We start from the raw sequence: 15,875 nt of genomic DNA, 5'->3' as shown, positions 1-15,875 counted from the left end.
CGCACGCGCGCTCAGGCGTGCGCGTGCTCCCTGACCTGCTCCGCGACGCCCGTGTCCAGCGCACAGCGCACCAGCGCCGCCGTGAACGGCGGCAGTTGCGGCTCGCCCACGAGCCGCGCGAGGCGCGACGGGTCGCTGGGCAGACCCACCCGGGCGGCCCCCTGCACGGCCTTGGCGTCGATGTACGGAGCAGCCTCCGGCCACATCCCCTGCACCTCGCGCAGGAAGATCGCCGCGCCCGCGGGGCCGAGCCCGGGGAACCGCTGGAGCAGGCCGGCGATCCGGGCGGCGTCGCCGTCCGCGGCACGGCGCAGGGCGCGCAGGTCGCCGCCGTAGGTGTCCAGCAGCAGCCGGGCGCCGTCGCCGAGCTGGGTGGCGGTGCGCTCGTCGTAGCGGCGGTAGCCGCCCTCGCCGAGGGCGTCGACCCGCTGCTGCCAGGTGGCGTCGGCCATCCGGCGCGGGTCGCCCATCCCGGCCTCGAACAGCGCACGGGCCGCGGCGACCGCCACACTCGCCCGGATCCGGGCACTGAGCAGGCAGGAGAGTACGAACAGCCGGTAGAGGGGCTGCGGGGTGTTACGCAGCCGGATGCCCGCGTCTTCGGCGTACGTGCGCCCGTACTCGTCCAGGAGCGCGTGCACCGTACGCGTCTCGCTCTTCGTCACCGTTCCGTCCCTTCGCCGACTCGTTACCGTTCTCCGGCCGGGTGTTCTCTCTCAGCCGGGCCGTCAGCCGGGCCGGGAGCCCTCGGCCGCGACGAGGTTGCGGGCCGCCGCCGCGATCGACTCCGCGTCGATGCCCGCCGCCGCGAGCTGCTGCGCACCGGTCGCCGAGCCCGGCATGGTGCGTACCGCCAGCCGGGCCAGCCGCGGGGCGTGGCGGCCGTCGGCGAACACCTCGGCCACCGCGTCGCCCAGGCCGCCCTCCGGGCGGTGGTCCTCGACGGTGAGCACCCGGCCGGTCAGCTCCGCCGCGGCGCGCAGGGCGGCGGCGTCGACGGGCTTGACCGAGTACAGGTCCAGCACGCGCGCCCCGATGCCCTCCGCGCCCAGCAGGTCGGCGGCGGTCAGCGCCTCGTGCACGGTGACCCCGGCCGCGGCGATCGTCACGTGGTCCTCGGCCGCGGCGCGCAGCAGCTTGCTGCCGCCTACGGGGAAGTCCTCGTCGGGCCCGTAGAGGACGGGCCGGGCGCCGCGCATGGTGCGCAGGTAGCGCACGCCCGTCAGCTCGTCGTCCGCCATGGCGGCGACGAGCCGCGCGGTCTGGTTGGCGTCGCAGGGGTGCAGCACCGTGCTGCCGTGCACGGCGCGGAACATCGCCAGGTCCTCAAGACCCATCTGGGACGGGCCGTCCTCGCCGATGGCGACGCCGGCGTGCGAACCGACCAGGCTGAGGTTCGCCCGGCTGACGGCGGCCATGCGCACGAAGTCGTGGGCGCGGGTCAGGAACGCGGCGAAGGTCGCGGCGAACGGCGCCCAGCCGCAGGACTGCATGCCGACGGCCGCCGCGACGAGCTGCTGCTCGGCGATGTAGCACTCGAAATACCGGTCGGGGTGCTCCTTGGCGAAGAGTTCGGTGCGCGTGGAGTCGCCGACCTCGCCGTCCAGGGCGACGACGTCCGCCCGCGCCGCGCCGAGCGCCGCCAGCGCCCGCCCGTACGCGTCGCGCGTGGCCACCGCCTCCCCGATGCCGTAGCGCGGCAGCTCCGGGTACGGCGGGGACATGCGCGGCGGCGGGGCGGCGTGCGGCGGGGCCGCCGGCTCGACGCGCACGTCGCCGACGCCGCCCAGCTCGGCGATGGCCGCCTCGGCGTCCGGCAGCGGCTTGCCGTGCATGCCCTCGCGGTTCGCGACGGACGCGACCCCGCTGCCCTTGACGGTGCGGGCGAGCACAGCCGTCGGGCAGTCGGTGACCGCCGCGGCCTCGGTGTACGCGGCGTCGATGGCGGCCACGTCGTGGCCGTCGACCTCCACGGTGTGCCAGCCGAACGCCCGGGCCCGGCGGGCGTACGCCTCCAGGTCCCAGCCGTGCCGGGTGGGGCCGCGCTGGCCGAGCCGGTTCACGTCGACGATCACGGTGAGGTTGGCCAGGTGCTCGTACCCGGCGTGCTCGAACGCCTCCCAGACCGAGCCCTCGGCCATCTCGCTGTCGCCGCACAGCACCCACACCCGGTACGGCAGGTGCACGAGCCGCTTGCCCGCGAGGGCCATGCCGACGCCGATGGGCGGCCCCTGCCCGAGCGACCCCGTGGCCACGTCGACCCACGGCAGCAGCGGGGTCGGGTGCCCCTCCAGCCTGCTGCCCAGCTTCCTGAAGGTCAGCATCTCCTCGTCGCCGATGGCACCGGCCGCCTTCAGCGCCGCGTACAGCAGCGGCGAGGCGTGCCCCTTGGACAGCACCAGGCGGTCCGCCCCGGGGTGGTCGGGCCGGTCGACGTCGTAGCGCAGGTGTCCGGTGAGCAGCACGGCCATCAGGTCGGCCGCGGACATCGCCGAGGTCGGGTGGCCGGATCCGGCGGCGGCAGCGGCCCGTACGGCGTCCACGCGCAACTGCCGGCCGAGCGCGGTGGGGAGGTCCAGATCCACATCGGCGGAGGTCATGTCGTTCTCCTTGTCCGAGCCGGGGGTGCCGTGGTCCGGCCTGCGGGCACGGCGGCGCGCTCGTCCGGGAACGCACGCGCCGTGTCCTGGTCGCTCATACGGGCCGGGTACCACGCTCCGGCGGGCACTAACGATCGATCTGAGGCCCGGACGGCTACGGGCGCGGGCCAGGCGCGCGGAGGCGGCAGGGCCGGGGTGGGCGCCGCGGCGGTCACCGCCCGGCTGTTCCGGCCGGCTGTCCCGCCGCCGGGCGACCGCTCGTGCGACCCGCGCCACCGGCGTATTCTGGAACAGTCGCGGCCAGCGCCGTTTGCCCCGCACGGCGGCGGGCAGGCGGAGTCACGTGCTTCGGAGTCAGAGGCACGCCGCGGGAGTACACGGCTTCCCAGCCGCTGGCGCTCCGGTGGCCGCCGCCGTCGTCCTCCCGTCAGAAATGAACGCGCACGACTCGCCCGAGGGAGGCCCCCGTGGCGTATGTCCGGGCAGGGAGAAAGCACCCGCACCACGACGCACCCGACACCTCCGCGCAGTTCCGCCGGCTCGCCGGCATGCCCGAAGGCCCCGACAAGAAGGCCCTGCGGCAGGAGGTCGTACGCGCCTGGATGCCGATGGCCGAGCGGCTCGCCCGCCAGTTCACCAACCGCGGCGAGGCGCTGGAAGACCTGGAACAGGTCGCGCTCCTGGGCCTGGTGAAGGCCGTCGGCCGGTACGACCCGGCGCGCGGGAACGCCTTCGAGAGCTTCGCGGTGCCGACGATCACCGGCGAGCTGAAGCGCCACTTCCGCGACCACATGTGGGCCGTACACGTGCCCCGGCGGGTCCAGGAGCTGCGCAACCGCGTCCGCACCGCGGGCATGTCGCTCGCCGTCACGGCCGACGACCGGTTCCCGCCGACCGCGGAGATCGCGGAGGCGGCCGGGCTGACCGAGGACGAGGTGCGTACGGGCCTGGAGGCGCTGGAGAGTTACACCACCCTGTCCCTCGACGCCGCCCTCACCGACATCGAGGACGGCTACTCGCTGATCGACACCTTCGGCAGCACCGAGCCCGGCTTCGACCAGGCCGTGGACCGCGAGGCCGTGCGACCGCACCTGAGCCGGCTGCCGGAACGCGAACGCGAGATCCTCTACCTGCGGTTCTTCTGCGACATGGCGCAGAGCCGCATCGCCGAGCACCTGGGCATCTCGCAGATGCACGTCTCCCGGCTGATCAGCCACTCGTGCGCGCGGATCTGCGAGCGCGTGGAGGCCGACCGCGCCGCCGCGGGCCGGGCCGCCGCCGCTCCGGAACCGGCCGGCTCCGCCACCACCGCGTAGGGAGCGCGCCCCGGCCCCGCAGCCTGCCCGGCGCTCCCGGTGCGGGCCGGGTCAGGCCACGTCCCGCACCGGTCTGCCGTGGGCACCGGTGTCAGCCCGGCACCCGGTCCAGGAAGCCGAGCACGGAGCGGATCCGGCCGTCCTCCGCCAGCGTGACGACGTCGAAGCCCTGCACGGGTGCCGAGCCGTCCGGGGCGATCAGCTCCCAGGAGAAACGGGCCGTGTCGTGGTGGCCGTCGACGGGGCCGAGGAGCCGGAACTCGAAGCCGGGGAACTGCTCCTGGGCGCCGGTGATCACGGCGGCGAGACCGGGGTGGCCGCTGACCTCGGCGAGGAGATCGGTGTACGTCGCGTCCTCGGTCCAGGCGGCGGCGACGGCCTTCTCGCGCTCGGCGGGGTCCGTGGCGTTCCAGGCGGCGAAGTAGCGGGTGACGGCGGACTCGTAAGCGGACATGCGGACAACCTCCTCGAAGGCGACTGCTGGTCGGTGGCCCCACCATGCGGGGCGCCCGGCCACGGCGTCGATTACCGCCGAGGTAAGGCCGGGCGGCCCGGGTCAGCGCGCGTGGGCCGGGGTCAGACGGCCCACATCGCGCGCCTGCGGTAGCGCGGCTCCCACAGCCTGCGGTTGAGGACCCGCACCGGCGGGGGCAACTGGGCCAGGAACCGCTCGCGGTCGGCGGCCGGCATCGAGTCCGTGATCCACGGTACGTAGACCGCCGCGCCCCGCATGCCCTGGCGCTCGCGCATCTTGCCCGCGAAGACGCGCCAGTCGGCCGGCGTCAGCACCTCCTGGATGAGCGGCAGCGCACTCTTCTCCTCGTGGTCGAGGTGCTCCACGAGCGTCGCCCGCAGCTCGCTCACCTGCTCGGCGAGGTCGTCGGCCGGTTCAGCCAGGGCCGCCTCGACGGTGGCGAGCAACGGGTCGAGGCGGGCGTGCTCCGCCTCCATGTCCGCCAGCAGGAGCCGGTCGGCGGGCCGGCCCGCCACCTTGTCCGCCAGCCGCGGCCACAGGGCCTCGTCCTCGACGGTGTGGTGGAGCAGCAGTTGGTGCTTGAAGTTCGCCCAGCCCGCCAGGACCTGCGGGGTGTGCGCCGTGCCGTCGGCCGCGGCGGCGAGGAGCCGGTCGAGGTCGCGGCGGAACGCGTCGTGGGTCACGTACATCATGGTGAAGTCGATCGTTCCGGGCGGTGTGGCGCTCATGCGGTGTGTCCTTCGGTGACGGGGGATACGGTTTCGGGTTCCGGGTCGGCGGCGGGCAGACCGTGGCCGGCCGGGGACGGGCCGGTGTGGCGGCTGACGACGAGGCAGGCGGCGGCGCCGAGAAGGAGCACGGCGACGGAGACCGAGACGGTGGGGCCCATGGCGTCCACGAAGCCGTCGCCGAAGACCCGGCCGCCCAGCTCCTCGATCCGCCGGGCCACGTCCCGCGGCACGTCCGCCGGCAGGTCCGCGCCGCCCCCGCCCTGCGCGGCGCTCACGTCGGCACCGGCCGCGCCGGTGCCGGCGAAGCCCTCGACGAACGGCTCGCGGTAGCCGGCGGGCAGCTCCGCGGCCTGGCGGCGGGCCCCGTCGGTGAGGGAGGAGGCGAGCCGGGCCTGCAGCACCGCGCCGATCACCGCGCCGGCCAGGACGGAACCGACCTGGCGCAGCGCGTTGTTGACGCCGGAGGCCGCGCCGGACAGGTGGGCCGGCACGTTGCGCATCACCTCGGTGGCCATCGGGGCGAAGGTGCAGCCGGCGCCCAGCCCGATGAGCAGCAGGGGGGCCGAGATCTCCGTCCAGCCGGCGCCGACGTCGGCGGCGGCGACCACCCACAGCAGCCCGCCCGCCCAGGCCAGCAGCCCGGTCATCAGGACGTACTTGCCGCCCACCTTGTCCGCCAGCACGCCCGCCGGGCCGGCCATGATCATCGACCCGAGCGCCATCGGCAGCAGCACGAGACCGGACTTCAGGGCGCTGAAGCCGAGCACGGACTGCAGGTAGATCGTCAGCGGCAGCAGCATCCCGACGAACCCGAAGGACACCGTGATGCCCACGAGGTTGAGCACCGAGAAGTTGCGGTCTCGGAAGAGTGAGAGGGGCACCAGCGGCTCGTCGTCCTGCCGGCGGTGCTCGTAGCGCAGGAATACGGCGAGCAGCGCGGCGGCCACGCCGACGAGCGTCCAGATGCCCGCGTTCCAGTCGTATCGCTCCCCCTCGATCAGCGCGAAGGCGAGGCAGAAGAGGGCGGCGGAGGCGAGCAGCACCCCGACGAGGTCGAACCTGTGCCTGACGGTGCGCTGCGCGCCCGGGATGATCGCCATCGCCATGACGAGCACCAGCGCCCCGAGGGGCAGGTTGACCAGGAAGATCCACCGCCAGTCGAGTTCGCTGATCAGCGCCCCGCCGATGATCGGTCCCAGGGCGCCGGAGACGCCCGCGACGGCGCCCCAGACGCCCATCGCCTTGCCGCGCTTGTCGGCGGGGAAGACATCCGCGACGATCGACAGGGTCTGCGGCATGAGCAGCGCCGCGCCCAGCCCCTGGACGGCGCGGAACGCGATCAGCTGCGCCGCGTCCTGGGCGAGGCCGCAGGCCAGGCTGGCGGCCGTGAAGAGCGCCACGCCGGCGACGAACAGGTTCCGCTTGCCCCGCAGATCGCCGAGCCGGCCGGCGGTGATCATCAGGACGGCGAGGGCCAGGGTGTACGCGTTGACGACCCACAAGATCTCGTCCAGGGACGCGTCCAGATCGTCGACCATGTCGGGGATCGCGATGTTCACGATCGTCAGGTCGAGAAGCGTCATGAAGAATCCGAGGGAGAGCGTGAGCAGGATCGCCCACGGATTGCCGCGCCATTTTCGCAGCACTTTCTTTCCTTCCTCCGTGCCGTGACTCGCCTTTCAGGAGGGCGGCGGGAGCGCGGGTGTGACATCCCGGCGGCCGGATGAGGCGTGGACCACACGGACGGCACCGGATGTCACACTCGGGAGGGTGTGACCCCTTCTGTAAGCGCGGGGCACCGCACTGACGCACCAGGAGGGAACATGGCACCGGACACGGCGCCCGCGACCGAAACGGCGGCCGAGCCGCGGCGGACCGGGACCCAGATCTTCGTCGACCACCGCGAGCTGCTGTTCTCCATCGTCTACTCCATGCTCGGCAGCGTCGCGGACACCGAGGACGTGCTGCAGGAGACGTGGCTGTCATGGACCGGGAAGCGCGCACGGGCGGCGGCGTCGGCGCAGATCGGCAACCCGCGCGCGTATCTGGTACGGATCGCGGTCAACCACGCGCTCGCCCGGCAGGCCCGCATCCGAAACCGCCGCGAGACGTACGTCGGGGCCTGGCTGCCGGAGCCGCTGCTGACGGCGGCGGATGGCGAGCCCACGGACGCCGTGGACGCGGCCGAGCAGGCGTTGCGCACCGAGTCGGTGTCGCTGGCGATGCTGGTGGTGCTGGAGACGCTGACGCCGCTGGAGCGGGCGGTGTTCGTCCTGAACGAGGTGTTCGGCTACGCCCACACCGAGATCGCCCAGGTACTCGACCGCAGTCCCGCCGCGGTACGGCAGGTGGCCCGCCGCGCCCGCGAGCACGTACGCGCCCGCCGCCCCCGCTACGAGGCCCACCCCCGGGTGCGCCGGGAGGCGACGGAGCGGTTCGTCGCCGCGGCGCTCGGTGGCGACGTCGAGGCCCTGATGGAGGTCCTGGCGCCGGACGTGACCGTGTGGACCGACGGCGGCGGCAAGAGCCGCGGCGCGGGGCTGCGCCCCGTCCGGGGCCGGGAGAAGGCCGCGCGCCTGCTGGCGGGCTACTCCTCGTCACGCCGGCGGCCGGAGGAGTTCTCCGTCCAGTACCGGAGCGTCAACGGCGACCCGTCCGCGGTGGTGTACGCGGGCGACTCCCCGTACGCGGTGATGGTCATGGACCTCACCGCGGACGGCGAGCAGGTGTCGGACGTCTACATCGTTTCGAACCCCGAAAAACTCACTCACGTCCGCGCGCGCGAACACCCGGAGGCGACCTGACCCCCGGGGGAGGCCGGACACCGCGGCCGGCCCGGTCCGGCCACAGTGTCCGCGCGTCACCTGGTGAGGTCCGCGGGACGGTCGATGCGGGTGAGCTTGTGCGGGCTGCGCACGACGTAGATCCGGGTGATCTTCCCGGCTGCCGCCTCCAGGCTCACCGCCGCCTGCTCGCCGTCGAACGCGAGCCGCGCCGCGGGGGCGCCGTTCAGCCGGACGGCGGCCGTCTCCAGCGTCACCCGGTGCACGGTCGCCAGCAGCTCCGCCACCGGGCGGGCGCCGTGGACCGGGGAGAGCACGGCGGGCACGATCCCGCCGCCGTCGACGACCATGACCACGTCCGGCGCCATGACCTGCAGGAGTTCCCGCAGCTCTCCGGTGTGCAGCGCGGCGAGGAACCGCTCCACGACCGCCTCCTGCTCGGACGGGCTGACCCGCACCCGCGGGCGGCGGGCCGCGACGTGCCGGCGGGCCCGCCGGGCGATCTGCCGCACGGTGGCCGCCGGCTTGCCGACGGCTCCGGCGATCTCGCCGTACGGGACGTCGAAGACCTCGCGGAGCACGAACACCGCGCGCTCGGTGGGCCCGAGCGTCTCCAGCACGGTGAGCATCGCCATCGACACGCTCTCCGCCAGCACGACGTCCTCGGCGACGTCGTGCGTGGTCAGCAACGGCTCCGGCAGCCACTCGCCGACGTACTCCTCGCGCCTGCGCGCCAGCGTCCGCAGGCGGTTGAGCGACTGCCGGGTGACGGTCCGTACGAGGTACGCCCGCGCGTCCCGTACCTGCGACCGGTCCGCGTCGGCCCACCGCAGCCAGGACTCCTGCAGGACGTCCTCCGCGTCCGCCGCCGACCCGAGGATCTCGTAGGCGACGGTGAACAGCAGGCTGCGGTGGGTGACGAACGGGTCGCCGGGCGTCGCCGTCATGCCCTGCCGGCAGGCGCCGGGCGGGCGGCCAGCGGGATCTCGCACGACTCCGAGAAGCCCTGCGAGGTGATCCCGTGCGCGGTGTTCGACCGTGTCGACATGTTGGCATACGCGATGAACACGGTCAGCTCCACGAGCCCGGCGGTGCCGAGTTGCCGCAGCAGGCTCGCCGACTGCTCATCGGTGACGGTCGTCGGCGTGACCGACATCGCCTCCGCGTACGCCATCACCTCCCGCTCCAGCGGCGAGAACACGTCACTGTCCCGCCACCGCGGCACCTGGCTGGCCTTGGCCACGTCCAGGTCCTCCTGCTGCGCCTGGAAGTAGCCGACGTCAAGGCACCAACTGCACCCGACGAGCGCGGCGACCGCCATGTGGGCGAACGACTTCAGACTCGCGTCGACGGCGCGCCACGAGGCCACCTGCGCCGAGAACTCCATGTTGGCGGCGGCCAGGTCAGGGTGGTTGAAAATCACCTCCACCGGCTCGGGCACGCCGCCGAACTGCGCCGCCATTGCCTCCTTCATCTCGCCGGGCAGTTCCGCCTTGGGGACACGCACAGTCATGATCTCTCCTTGGCCGGATGATCTGGTCCCCATCCAGACACCGCCCACGGCCCGGGCGTGACACCTGAACGCGGTTCTTCTGCGACGTGCCGCCCGCGGCCCGTTCATCGCAGGAAGGGACGCCTCAGGTGTCCGTTCCGGTTTCCAGGGCGGCGAGCTTTGCCGCTGCCTTCTCCGCCGCTCTGCGGGACTCGCGGGTGGTGCGCGTGGTGGCGGTCGCGGTGCGCCGGGCCTGGGTGAGGGCTTCGCGGGCGCGGGTTTCGGCCTTTTCGGCGGACCGCAGTTGCGCGGTCAGTTCGGCGACGCGGGCCGTGGCCTCTTCCAGGCGGGATTCCGCTGCGGCCCGCCGGGATTCGTCGTGGCGCAGGGCCTTGTCCTGGTCGCGGGCGCGGCGCTGGGCTTCCCCGGCCTCCTTACGCGCCCGGGCCAGTTCTTCCGCGCGGGCCCTGCCGGGGTCCTCGACGACCTTGAGGTGGCGCTTGCGGGCGGGGCGGGGTGCGGGTTCGCGGGCGGTGGCTGCGGTGCCCGGGAAGCCCGGGCGGGTGGCCAGGGGCCTGGCGAGGTGGCCGGTGGCCCAGGCGCGGGCCGCGTCCGGGTCGGCGAGGACGGCGTGGAGGGTCGTCTCGACCTCGTGCTGGACGGCGTCGCCGACCGGCTGCCCGGCTTCGGCGGCGAGCCGGCGGGCCTCGCGGGCGAGTTCGGCGACCAGCGCGTTGCGCTGCCGGGTCAGCTCGCGCAGCCGCTCCCCCGCGAGCCGGTCCTGTGCCGCGCGCAGGCCCTCCCCGAGCCGGCGCAGCGCGTCGACCTGCTCGGGTGCGGAGCGCACCAGCAGGTTGCCGGCCCAGGCGGCGAGCGTCGGCTTGCGCAGTGCGGCGATCTGCCTGGCGAGGGCCGGCTCCTTGGCCGTACGCGCCGCGTCGGCGTGCCGGCCGCGGGCGGCGGTGAACTCGCCCGGCGGCAGCGCGTACAGCTCGTCCGCGACGCTCTGCAGGTCCATCGGACCCATTGTCCTCCCGGTCGGCCCGGACAGCTTCTATAGAAGTCTTTCTAAAGATACCTTTAGTTCATGCCGGACCGCATCGACCTCACCGACGCCCGCGCCCTGCGCGCCTACGCCCACCCCACCCGGATGGAGCTCGTCGGCCTGCTCCGCCGCCACGGGCCGCTCACCGCCACCCGGGCCGCGGAGCTGACCGGGGAGTCCGTCGCCGGGTGCTCGTACCACCTGCGGATGCTCGCCAAGTACGGCCTCGTCGAGCAGAGCGGCGGCGGGCGGGGCCGGGAGAAGCCGTGGCGGGCCACGGCGCGTACGACGCACTGGGAGGCCGCGTACGACGACCCGGCCGCGACCGAGGCCGTCGGTGACCTGACGATGGCGCAGGTGGAGGCGTTCGTGCGGAGGCTGGGCGGCGCGCTCGCCGTCCGCCACCTGCTGCCCCGTGCGTGGCAGGCCGCGGAGTACTCCGGCGACTGGAGCCTGTACCTCACTCCGGAGGAACTGACCGGGCTGACGAAGGAGATGACCCGGCTGCTGTCCCGCTACGACGACCGCGTCACGGACCCCGCGCGCCGCCCGGAAGGGGCACGGCTGGTCAGCATGCTGCGGCTGGCCTTCGTCGACCCGCAGGACACGGCGGATGGGGCGGACGAGGCGGATGCGGCGGACGGGACGGACCCGGCGGATTCCGGGAACCCGCCGGACACACCGGCCCCGGCCGGCCCCGCCGCCGAGCCCCCGCAGCCCCCGCAGCGGCCCTCGTGAGACGCCCCGCCCGGCTCCCGGCCGTCCCGGAGCTGCTGCGCGACCGCCCCTTCCGCCGCTACTGGGCCGCCCAGAGCGTCTCCCTCCTCGGCGACGAGGTCCACCGCATCGCCGTCCCCCTCGCCGCCGTGCTGCTCCTCGGTGCCGGCGCGGCCGACATGGGCCTGCTCACCGCCGCAGCGCTGCTGCCCGCGCTGCTCTTCTCCCTCCCCGCCGGCGCCTGGGCCGACCGCCGGCGCAGCCGCCGCCGGGTGATGATCGCCGCCGACCTCGGCCGGATGGCGGCCGTCGCCTCCGTCCCCGTGGCGTACGCGCTCGACGCGCTGACGCTCACGCATCTGTACGCGGCGGCCTTCGCGGTCGGCACCCTGGGCGCGGTCTTCAACGTCTGCGCCGGCAGCGTGTACGTCGCCCTGCTGCCCGTCGAGCGCTACGTCCAGGGCAGCTCGCTGCTCAACGGCAGCCGGGCGCTGGCGTTCACGGCCGGCCCCGGGCTCGGCGGCGGGCTCGTGCAGTTGGCCACGGCGCCGTTCGCGCTGCTCTTCGACGCGCTCAGCTATCTCGTCTCGGCGCTCTTCCTCGGCCGGATATCCCCGGCCGAACCGCCGCCCGCCACCCGGGAGAAGAAGCACGCGACGGCGGGCATCCGCTGGGTCCTGCGTACGCCCGCGGTCCGCGCCTGCGCCGCCGCGACGGCGACGCTCAACTTCTTCAACTTCATCTTCCAGGCGCTGTTCGTGCTCTACGCGACGCAGGAACTGGGCCTCGGCCCCGGGCTCCTCGGCGTTGTCCTCGGGGCCGGCGGCATCGGCGGTCTGGCCGGCGCGGCCCTCACCACCCGGATCGTGGGGCGGTTCGGCGTGGGCCCGGCGATGACGGCGGGGTTCGCCGGGTTCAGCCTGCCGCTGACGCTGGTCCCGCTGGCGGCCGGGCCCACTCCCCTGGCCGCCGGGATGCTGCTGGCCGCCGAGTTCGCCTCCGCGTTCGGCGTGATGATCCTCGACATCTCGGCCAACGCCTACTTCGCCGCGGCCATCCCCGACGAGCTGCGCTCCCGCGTCCTGGGCGCCTTCCAGACCGTCAACTTCGGCGTCCGTCCGCTCGGCGCGCTCGCGGGCGGGGCGCTGGGCAGCGCGCTCGGGCTGCGGCCGACGCTGTGGGTGGCGACGGTCGGCGCCGCGCTGGGCGTGCTGTGGCTGCTGCCCTCGCCGGTGCCGCGGACCCGGCTGCTGCCCGGGGCGGGGCCCGCCGGGCAGGCCGCCGAGGACGAGGCGGCGGGGCCGGCGCCGGCGTAGCGCGCGCGGTGAACGCCCCTCCCCTGCACGGCGCCCCGGCGCGGCTACGCTGATCGCGATGTTCTCTCCCGAGGGTCCGACCCTTCTCGAGCTGACCGTGCAGGCGATGTCCTCCACGGAGCGCGGCTACGACCTGCTGGCGCCGAAGTTCGACGCCACCCCGTTCCGCACCCCCGACCGCGTGCTGGACGCGTTCGCGTCCGCCGTCGCGCCGCTGGGGCCGTTCGGGCGCGGGCTCGACGTCTGCACCGGTACGGGTGCGGGTGCCGGGGTGCTGCGCCGGCTGTGCACGGAGCAGGTCGTCGGGGCCGACTTCAGCGCGGGGATGCTCGCCGAGGCGCGCGGCGCGTTCGCGGACGCTCCGGGCCCGCCCTCGACGCGCTGGGTGCGGGCGGACGCCCTGGCGCTGCCGTTCGCGCCGGTCTTCGACCTCGCCGTGAGCTTCGGCGCGTTCGGCCACTTCCTGCCCGCGGCGCGCCCGGCGCTCTTCGCGCAGGTCTTCCGGTCGCTGCGCCCCGGCGGGTACTTCGCCTTCCCCCTCCCCGCGCCGCAGCCGGTGGGGTCCCGGGGATACTGGGAGCTGTGGGGGTTCGACACCGTGATGCGGGTGCGCAACGCACTGTGGCGCCCGCGGTTCGTCATGTACTACCGCACGTTCCGCCTGTCGGACGTGCGGGCAGACCTGGAGCGCACCGGGTTCACCGTGGCGACGGTCGCGCTGGCGGACCTGGGGCGGCGGCCGGACGGCAGCCCGCGCGCCCGCGCGGTGCTCGCCCGGCGCCCCTGACGGGCCCGGGCCGCGGCCGGAGGGCATAACAGCCGCGTACCAGAGGCATATTCAACTCGAACAATCGCTTTCCCTGTACACGTTTGCTCCTTCGATGCGAGACTGAGGGGCGCGGACCTGATCATCCTTGGGAGCCCGATGCACGCGCCAAGCCTGTCGGAGACGAACTCGCTGCCGGCCCCGTCCCGAGGCGGCCCCACCGTGCGCCGCATCATCCTCGGCAACCAGCTGCGGCGGCTGCGCGAGCAGCGCGGCATCACGTTCCAGGCCGCCGCGCGCACCATCGGCGCCTCGCAGCCCAAGCTCAGCCGGCTGGAGCTGGGCCGGGGCGGCTGCAAGGAGCACGACATCGCCGCCCTGCTGACGCTGTACGGGGTGGAGGACGAGGCCGAGCGCGGGCACTACCTCGATCTGGCGCGCGGCGCCAACTCCACCGGCTGGTGGCATCAGTACAGCGATGTGACGCCCGCCTGGATGGAGACGTTCCTCGGCCTCGAAGAGGCCGCCTCGCTGATCCGCTCCTACCAGGCGCAGCGCATCCCGGGACTGCTGCAGACGGCCGACTACGCACGGGCGTTCGCGCAGGTCGCGTACCCGAACGCGGACGAGGCGGCCATAGAGCGCCACGTCGACCTGCGGCTGCGCAGGCAGCAGATCCTGGGCCACGCCGAGGCACCCGCGCGCTACTGGGTGGTCCTCGACGAGGCGGCGCTGCGCCGCCCGCTCGGCGGGCGCCGGGTGATGCGGGCGCAGATCAAGCACCTGCTGGGGATCCTGGAGTTGTCGAACATCACGGTCCAGGTGGCCCGGCTGGCCACCGGCCGCTTCGCGGCCGTCGTCAGCCCGCTGACGATCCTGCGCTTCGCGGAGCCGGACCTGCCGGACGTGGCGTACATCGAGCAACTGACCAGCGCCCTCTACCTCGACAAGCGCAACGACGTCGAGCGCTATCTGCTGACGATGGACGGTCTGTGCGCGGCGGCGGAGAAGCAGGAGTCGAGCCGGGAGCTGCTGGAGCAGTTGCTGAGCGAGTACTGACCCGGCCCGCCGCGGGCCCGGGTCAGGCGGCCGGCGCGCCGAACCAGCGGTGCAGGTGGCCGTGGAGGTCCGCGGGGTCCTCGCCGGCCCAGGCGACGTGGCCGTCGGGGCGCAGCAGCACGGCGGGCGCGTCGAGGCTGTTGCCCGGATCCCGCGTCCCGCCCGGTGCGACGGTGTCGGCGACGTGGTCGACACGGTCCGCCCAGCCGGCGGCCGAGAGCCGGCCGGTCTGGTCGAGCAGCAGCCCGCGGCCGGCGCGGGTCAGCTCGTAGAGCCGGCCGTTGCGCTTCAGCCGCAGGTCGCGCAGCCGGCGGCCGAGCAGGTCGGGGCCGGGGCCGAAGTCGTAGCGGACGGCGGTCGCCATGATCTTCTCGATGATGCGGAGGTTGGCCTCCTCGATGTCCATCAGCTCGGTGAGGAGCCGGCGCACGGACCGCGGGCCGGGCTCGGGGGACATCAGCAGCGTCTGCGCACGGGTGTTGTCGAGCACGTCGGCGGCCACCGGGTGGCGTTCGGCGTGGTAGGTGTCAAGCAGCCCGTTCCTTGCCGTTCGTGTTTCCGGCGCCTCACAGCCGCGGGCTGCCGACGATCTCCAGGACCTCCGACACCGGGCGGCGCGGCGTGGTCGGGCCGCGCTGGCCGTAGCCGAGGCGCAGCACCATCTGGACGTGGCCGACGTCCGTGAGCGGGTCGCGTACGAGCGCGCGCAGGTCGGACCACTCCAGCGCCTCGCTCGCCAGCGACGCCACGAGCCCGGCGCGGGTGGCGGTCAGCAGCACGCGCTCCAGCGCCTGGCCGGCGCGCAGCCAGTCGGCCGGGGTGTCGCGCGCGGTGCCCAGAAGGGCGAGGTTCGGCGCGGCCTCGAAGGGCGCGCTGGCCCGCCCCGGGGGCTCGGTGCGGCCGGCGAAGTCGCGCACCGGGGCGGCGCCGTCGTGGCGCCGGGGGCCGTAGGCGTAGCCGGGGACGCCCTCGTCGGCGGTGTCGGGCCACGGGTGCGTCCAGCGGGCCAGCTCCGCGGCGCGGCGCGGGTCCTCCGCATCGCGCACTTCGGCGTCGCGGACCAGCTCCAGCAGGGACTCCGTGTGCCAGGCGTCCGGGAACACCAGCCCCGCGCCCTCGACCCGGGCCGCCGCCATGAGGTCCGCCCTGTCGCCGGGCGCGACCCGCTCTTCCCCGAAGGGCCAGCGGCTGGAGTGCCGGCGGGCGATCTGCGGCTCCAGCTCGGCGAGCGCCGCGTGCGGCCGGGCGTCCGGGGCCGCGTCGGTGAGCCGGAGGACGGCGAGCAGCAGCGGGTCGCCGGGGTCGGGAAGCAGCTCGGTCCCGGTCTGCCAGTCGGCGGCTGCCGCGGCAACCCGCAGGTTGCACAGAGCGGCGCCGCAGCCAAGGTGCAGGCCGCGCCCGTCCGGGTCGGCGGCCGGCAGGGCGCGCTCCGGGTCGGCGCGGACCTCGACGGTCCGGTGGCCGAGATGACAGCGGAAGAGCCACGGCTGCGCATTGTGCATGGAGGGCGCGGCGATCGCGGCCTGTACGAGCGCCGCGGCCCCGGTGGCGTCCAGTACTCGCCCGGCCATGCTC

At 74.5% G+C, this 15,875-nt stretch carries 15 protein-coding genes and 1 pseudogene; 6 read left to right on the top strand and 10 right to left on the bottom strand.

Annotated features, from left to right (window positions below; all coding sequences use genetic code 11):
• Positions 1–11 precede the first annotated feature (11 nt).
• The gene (locus B124_RS11700; RefSeq protein WP_496502689.1) at positions 12–665 is read right to left on the bottom strand and encodes an HhH-GDP family DNA glycosylase; all 654 of its coding nucleotides are present in this window, start codon (positions 663–665) and stop codon (positions 12–14) included.
• A 63-nt stretch (positions 666–728) separates the two neighbouring features.
• Positions 729–2,600 carry a transketolase gene (locus tag B124_RS11695; protein ID WP_496502688.1) on the bottom strand — a complete coding sequence of 624 codons (1,872 nt, stop codon included), beginning with the start codon at positions 2,598–2,600 and terminating at the stop codon, positions 729–731.
• A 467-nt stretch (positions 2,601–3,067) separates the two neighbouring features.
• On the opposite strand from B124_RS11695, the gene B124_RS11690 reads away from it, so the two are divergent.
• Positions 3,068–3,916, top strand: a complete 849-nt coding sequence (locus B124_RS11690) for a SigB/SigF/SigG family RNA polymerase sigma factor (protein ID WP_496502687.1) — start codon at positions 3,068–3,070, stop codon at positions 3,914–3,916.
• Positions 3,917–4,007: 91 nt separating this feature from the next.
• Here the strand turns inward: B124_RS11690 and B124_RS11685 are convergent, their stop codons facing one another.
• The 3 genes from B124_RS11685 to B124_RS11675 form a co-directional block, all read right to left on the bottom strand.
• Positions 4,008–4,370: a nuclear transport factor 2 family protein gene (locus B124_RS11685; protein WP_496502686.1), complete on the bottom strand. Its 363-nt coding sequence runs from the start codon at positions 4,368–4,370 to the stop codon at positions 4,008–4,010.
• Between the two features lie 122 nt (positions 4,371–4,492).
• Complete coding sequence (locus B124_RS11680; RefSeq protein WP_496502685.1) at positions 4,493–5,119, bottom strand: hemerythrin domain-containing protein; 627 nt, start codon at positions 5,117–5,119, stop codon at positions 4,493–4,495.
• On the bottom strand, positions 5,116–6,768 hold the full coding sequence (locus B124_RS11675) for a DHA2 family efflux MFS transporter permease subunit (protein ID WP_496502684.1): 1,653 nt from the start codon (positions 6,766–6,768) through the stop codon (positions 5,116–5,118). Before B124_RS11675 ends, B124_RS11680 begins: the two co-directional genes overlap by 4 nt.
• Positions 6,769–6,945: 177 nt before the next feature.
• Here B124_RS11675 and sigJ point away from each other — a divergent pair, with 177 nt between their 5' ends.
• The gene (gene sigJ, locus B124_RS11670) at positions 6,946–7,926 is read left to right on the top strand and encodes an RNA polymerase sigma factor SigJ (protein WP_496502683.1); all 981 of its coding nucleotides are present in this window, start codon (positions 6,946–6,948) and stop codon (positions 7,924–7,926) included.
• A gap of 56 nt (positions 7,927–7,982) precedes the next feature.
• Here sigJ and B124_RS11665 read toward each other — a convergent pair whose 3' ends face one another.
• From B124_RS11665 to B124_RS11655, 3 genes are all read right to left on the bottom strand, one after another.
• A complete protein-coding gene (locus B124_RS11665) occupies positions 7,983–8,852 on the bottom strand; it encodes an RNA polymerase sigma-70 factor (RefSeq protein ID WP_496502682.1) in 870 nt (289 codons plus the stop codon).
• Positions 8,849–9,418, bottom strand: coding sequence for a carboxymuconolactone decarboxylase family protein (locus tag B124_RS11660; protein WP_496502681.1), 570 nt, complete (start codon positions 9,416–9,418; stop codon positions 8,849–8,851). The genes B124_RS11665 and B124_RS11660 overlap by 4 nt, the downstream gene beginning before the upstream one ends.
• Before the next feature lie 124 nt (positions 9,419–9,542).
• Positions 9,543–10,415, bottom strand: coding sequence for a hypothetical protein (locus B124_RS11655; protein WP_496502680.1), 873 nt, complete (start codon positions 10,413–10,415; stop codon positions 9,543–9,545).
• 69 nt (positions 10,416–10,484) lie between these two features.
• Between B124_RS11655 and B124_RS11650 the strand changes: the two genes are divergently transcribed.
• The 4 genes from B124_RS11650 (at position 10,485) to B124_RS11635 (ending at position 14,300) form a co-directional block, all read left to right on the top strand.
• The gene (locus tag B124_RS11650; RefSeq protein ID WP_496502679.1) at positions 10,485–11,180 is read left to right on the top strand and encodes a helix-turn-helix domain-containing protein; all 696 of its coding nucleotides are present in this window, start codon (positions 10,485–10,487) and stop codon (positions 11,178–11,180) included.
• Entirely contained in the window at positions 11,177–12,475 is a 1,299-nt protein-coding gene (locus B124_RS11645; protein ID WP_496502678.1) for an MFS transporter, read from the top strand. Before B124_RS11650 ends, B124_RS11645 begins: the two co-directional genes overlap by 4 nt.
• A 58-nt stretch (positions 12,476–12,533) precedes the next feature.
• The gene (locus B124_RS11640) at positions 12,534–13,262 is read left to right on the top strand and encodes a class I SAM-dependent methyltransferase (RefSeq protein ID WP_496502677.1); all 729 of its coding nucleotides are present in this window, start codon (positions 12,534–12,536) and stop codon (positions 13,260–13,262) included.
• Between the two features lie 201 nt (positions 13,263–13,463).
• Positions 13,464–14,300, top strand: a complete 837-nt coding sequence (locus B124_RS11635; protein ID WP_496502753.1) for a Sco1979 family transcriptional regulator — start codon at positions 13,464–13,466, stop codon at positions 14,298–14,300.
• Between the two features lie 22 nt (positions 14,301–14,322).
• Here the strand turns inward: B124_RS11635 and B124_RS11630 are convergent.
• Both B124_RS11630 and B124_RS11625 read right to left on the bottom strand, forming a co-directional pair.
• A pseudogene (locus B124_RS11630) lies at positions 14,323–14,838 on the bottom strand (aromatic-ring hydroxylase C-terminal domain-containing protein); the annotation flags it as partial.
• A 28-nt stretch (positions 14,839–14,866) separates the two neighbouring features.
• Positions 14,867–15,871, bottom strand: a complete 1,005-nt coding sequence (locus tag B124_RS11625; protein WP_496502676.1) for an Acg family FMN-binding oxidoreductase — start codon at positions 15,869–15,871, stop codon at positions 14,867–14,869.
• Positions 15,872–15,875: the final 4 nt, after the last annotated feature.

It is taken from the genome of Streptomyces sp. CNP082, assembly GCF_059570535.1.
The sequence above is the reverse complement of the archived record's forward strand: the minus strand, read 5'-3'. Positions and strand labels throughout refer to the sequence as shown.

Excerpts from the sequence above, each read along its gene's own strand:
- B124_RS11695 (WP_496502688.1), bottom strand. The coding sequence starts at position 2,600 with ATGACCTCCGCCGATGTGGATCTGGACCTCCCCACCGCGCTCGGCCGG.
- B124_RS11685 (WP_496502686.1), bottom strand. The coding sequence starts at position 4,370 with ATGTCCGCTTACGAGTCCGCCGTCACCCGCTACTTCGCCGCCTGGAAC.
- B124_RS11680 (WP_496502685.1), bottom strand. The coding sequence starts at position 5,119 with ATGAGCGCCACACCGCCCGGAACGATCGACTTCACCATGATGTACGTG.
- sigJ (WP_496502683.1), top strand. The coding sequence starts at position 6,946 with ATGGCACCGGACACGGCGCCCGCGACCGAAACGGCGGCCGAGCCGCGG.
- B124_RS11665 (WP_496502682.1), bottom strand. The coding sequence starts at position 8,852 with ATGACGGCGACGCCCGGCGACCCGTTCGTCACCCACCGCAGCCTGCTG.
- B124_RS11660 (WP_496502681.1), bottom strand. The coding sequence starts at position 9,418 with ATGACTGTGCGTGTCCCCAAGGCGGAACTGCCCGGCGAGATGAAGGAG.
- B124_RS11655 (WP_496502680.1), bottom strand. The coding sequence starts at position 10,415 with ATGGACCTGCAGAGCGTCGCGGACGAGCTGTACGCGCTGCCGCCGGGC.
- B124_RS11650 (WP_496502679.1), top strand. The coding sequence starts at position 10,485 with ATGCCGGACCGCATCGACCTCACCGACGCCCGCGCCCTGCGCGCCTAC.
- B124_RS11640 (WP_496502677.1), top strand. The coding sequence starts at position 12,534 with ATGTTCTCTCCCGAGGGTCCGACCCTTCTCGAGCTGACCGTGCAGGCG.
- B124_RS11625 (WP_496502676.1), bottom strand. The coding sequence starts at position 15,871 with ATGGCCGGGCGAGTACTGGACGCCACCGGGGCCGCGGCGCTCGTACAG.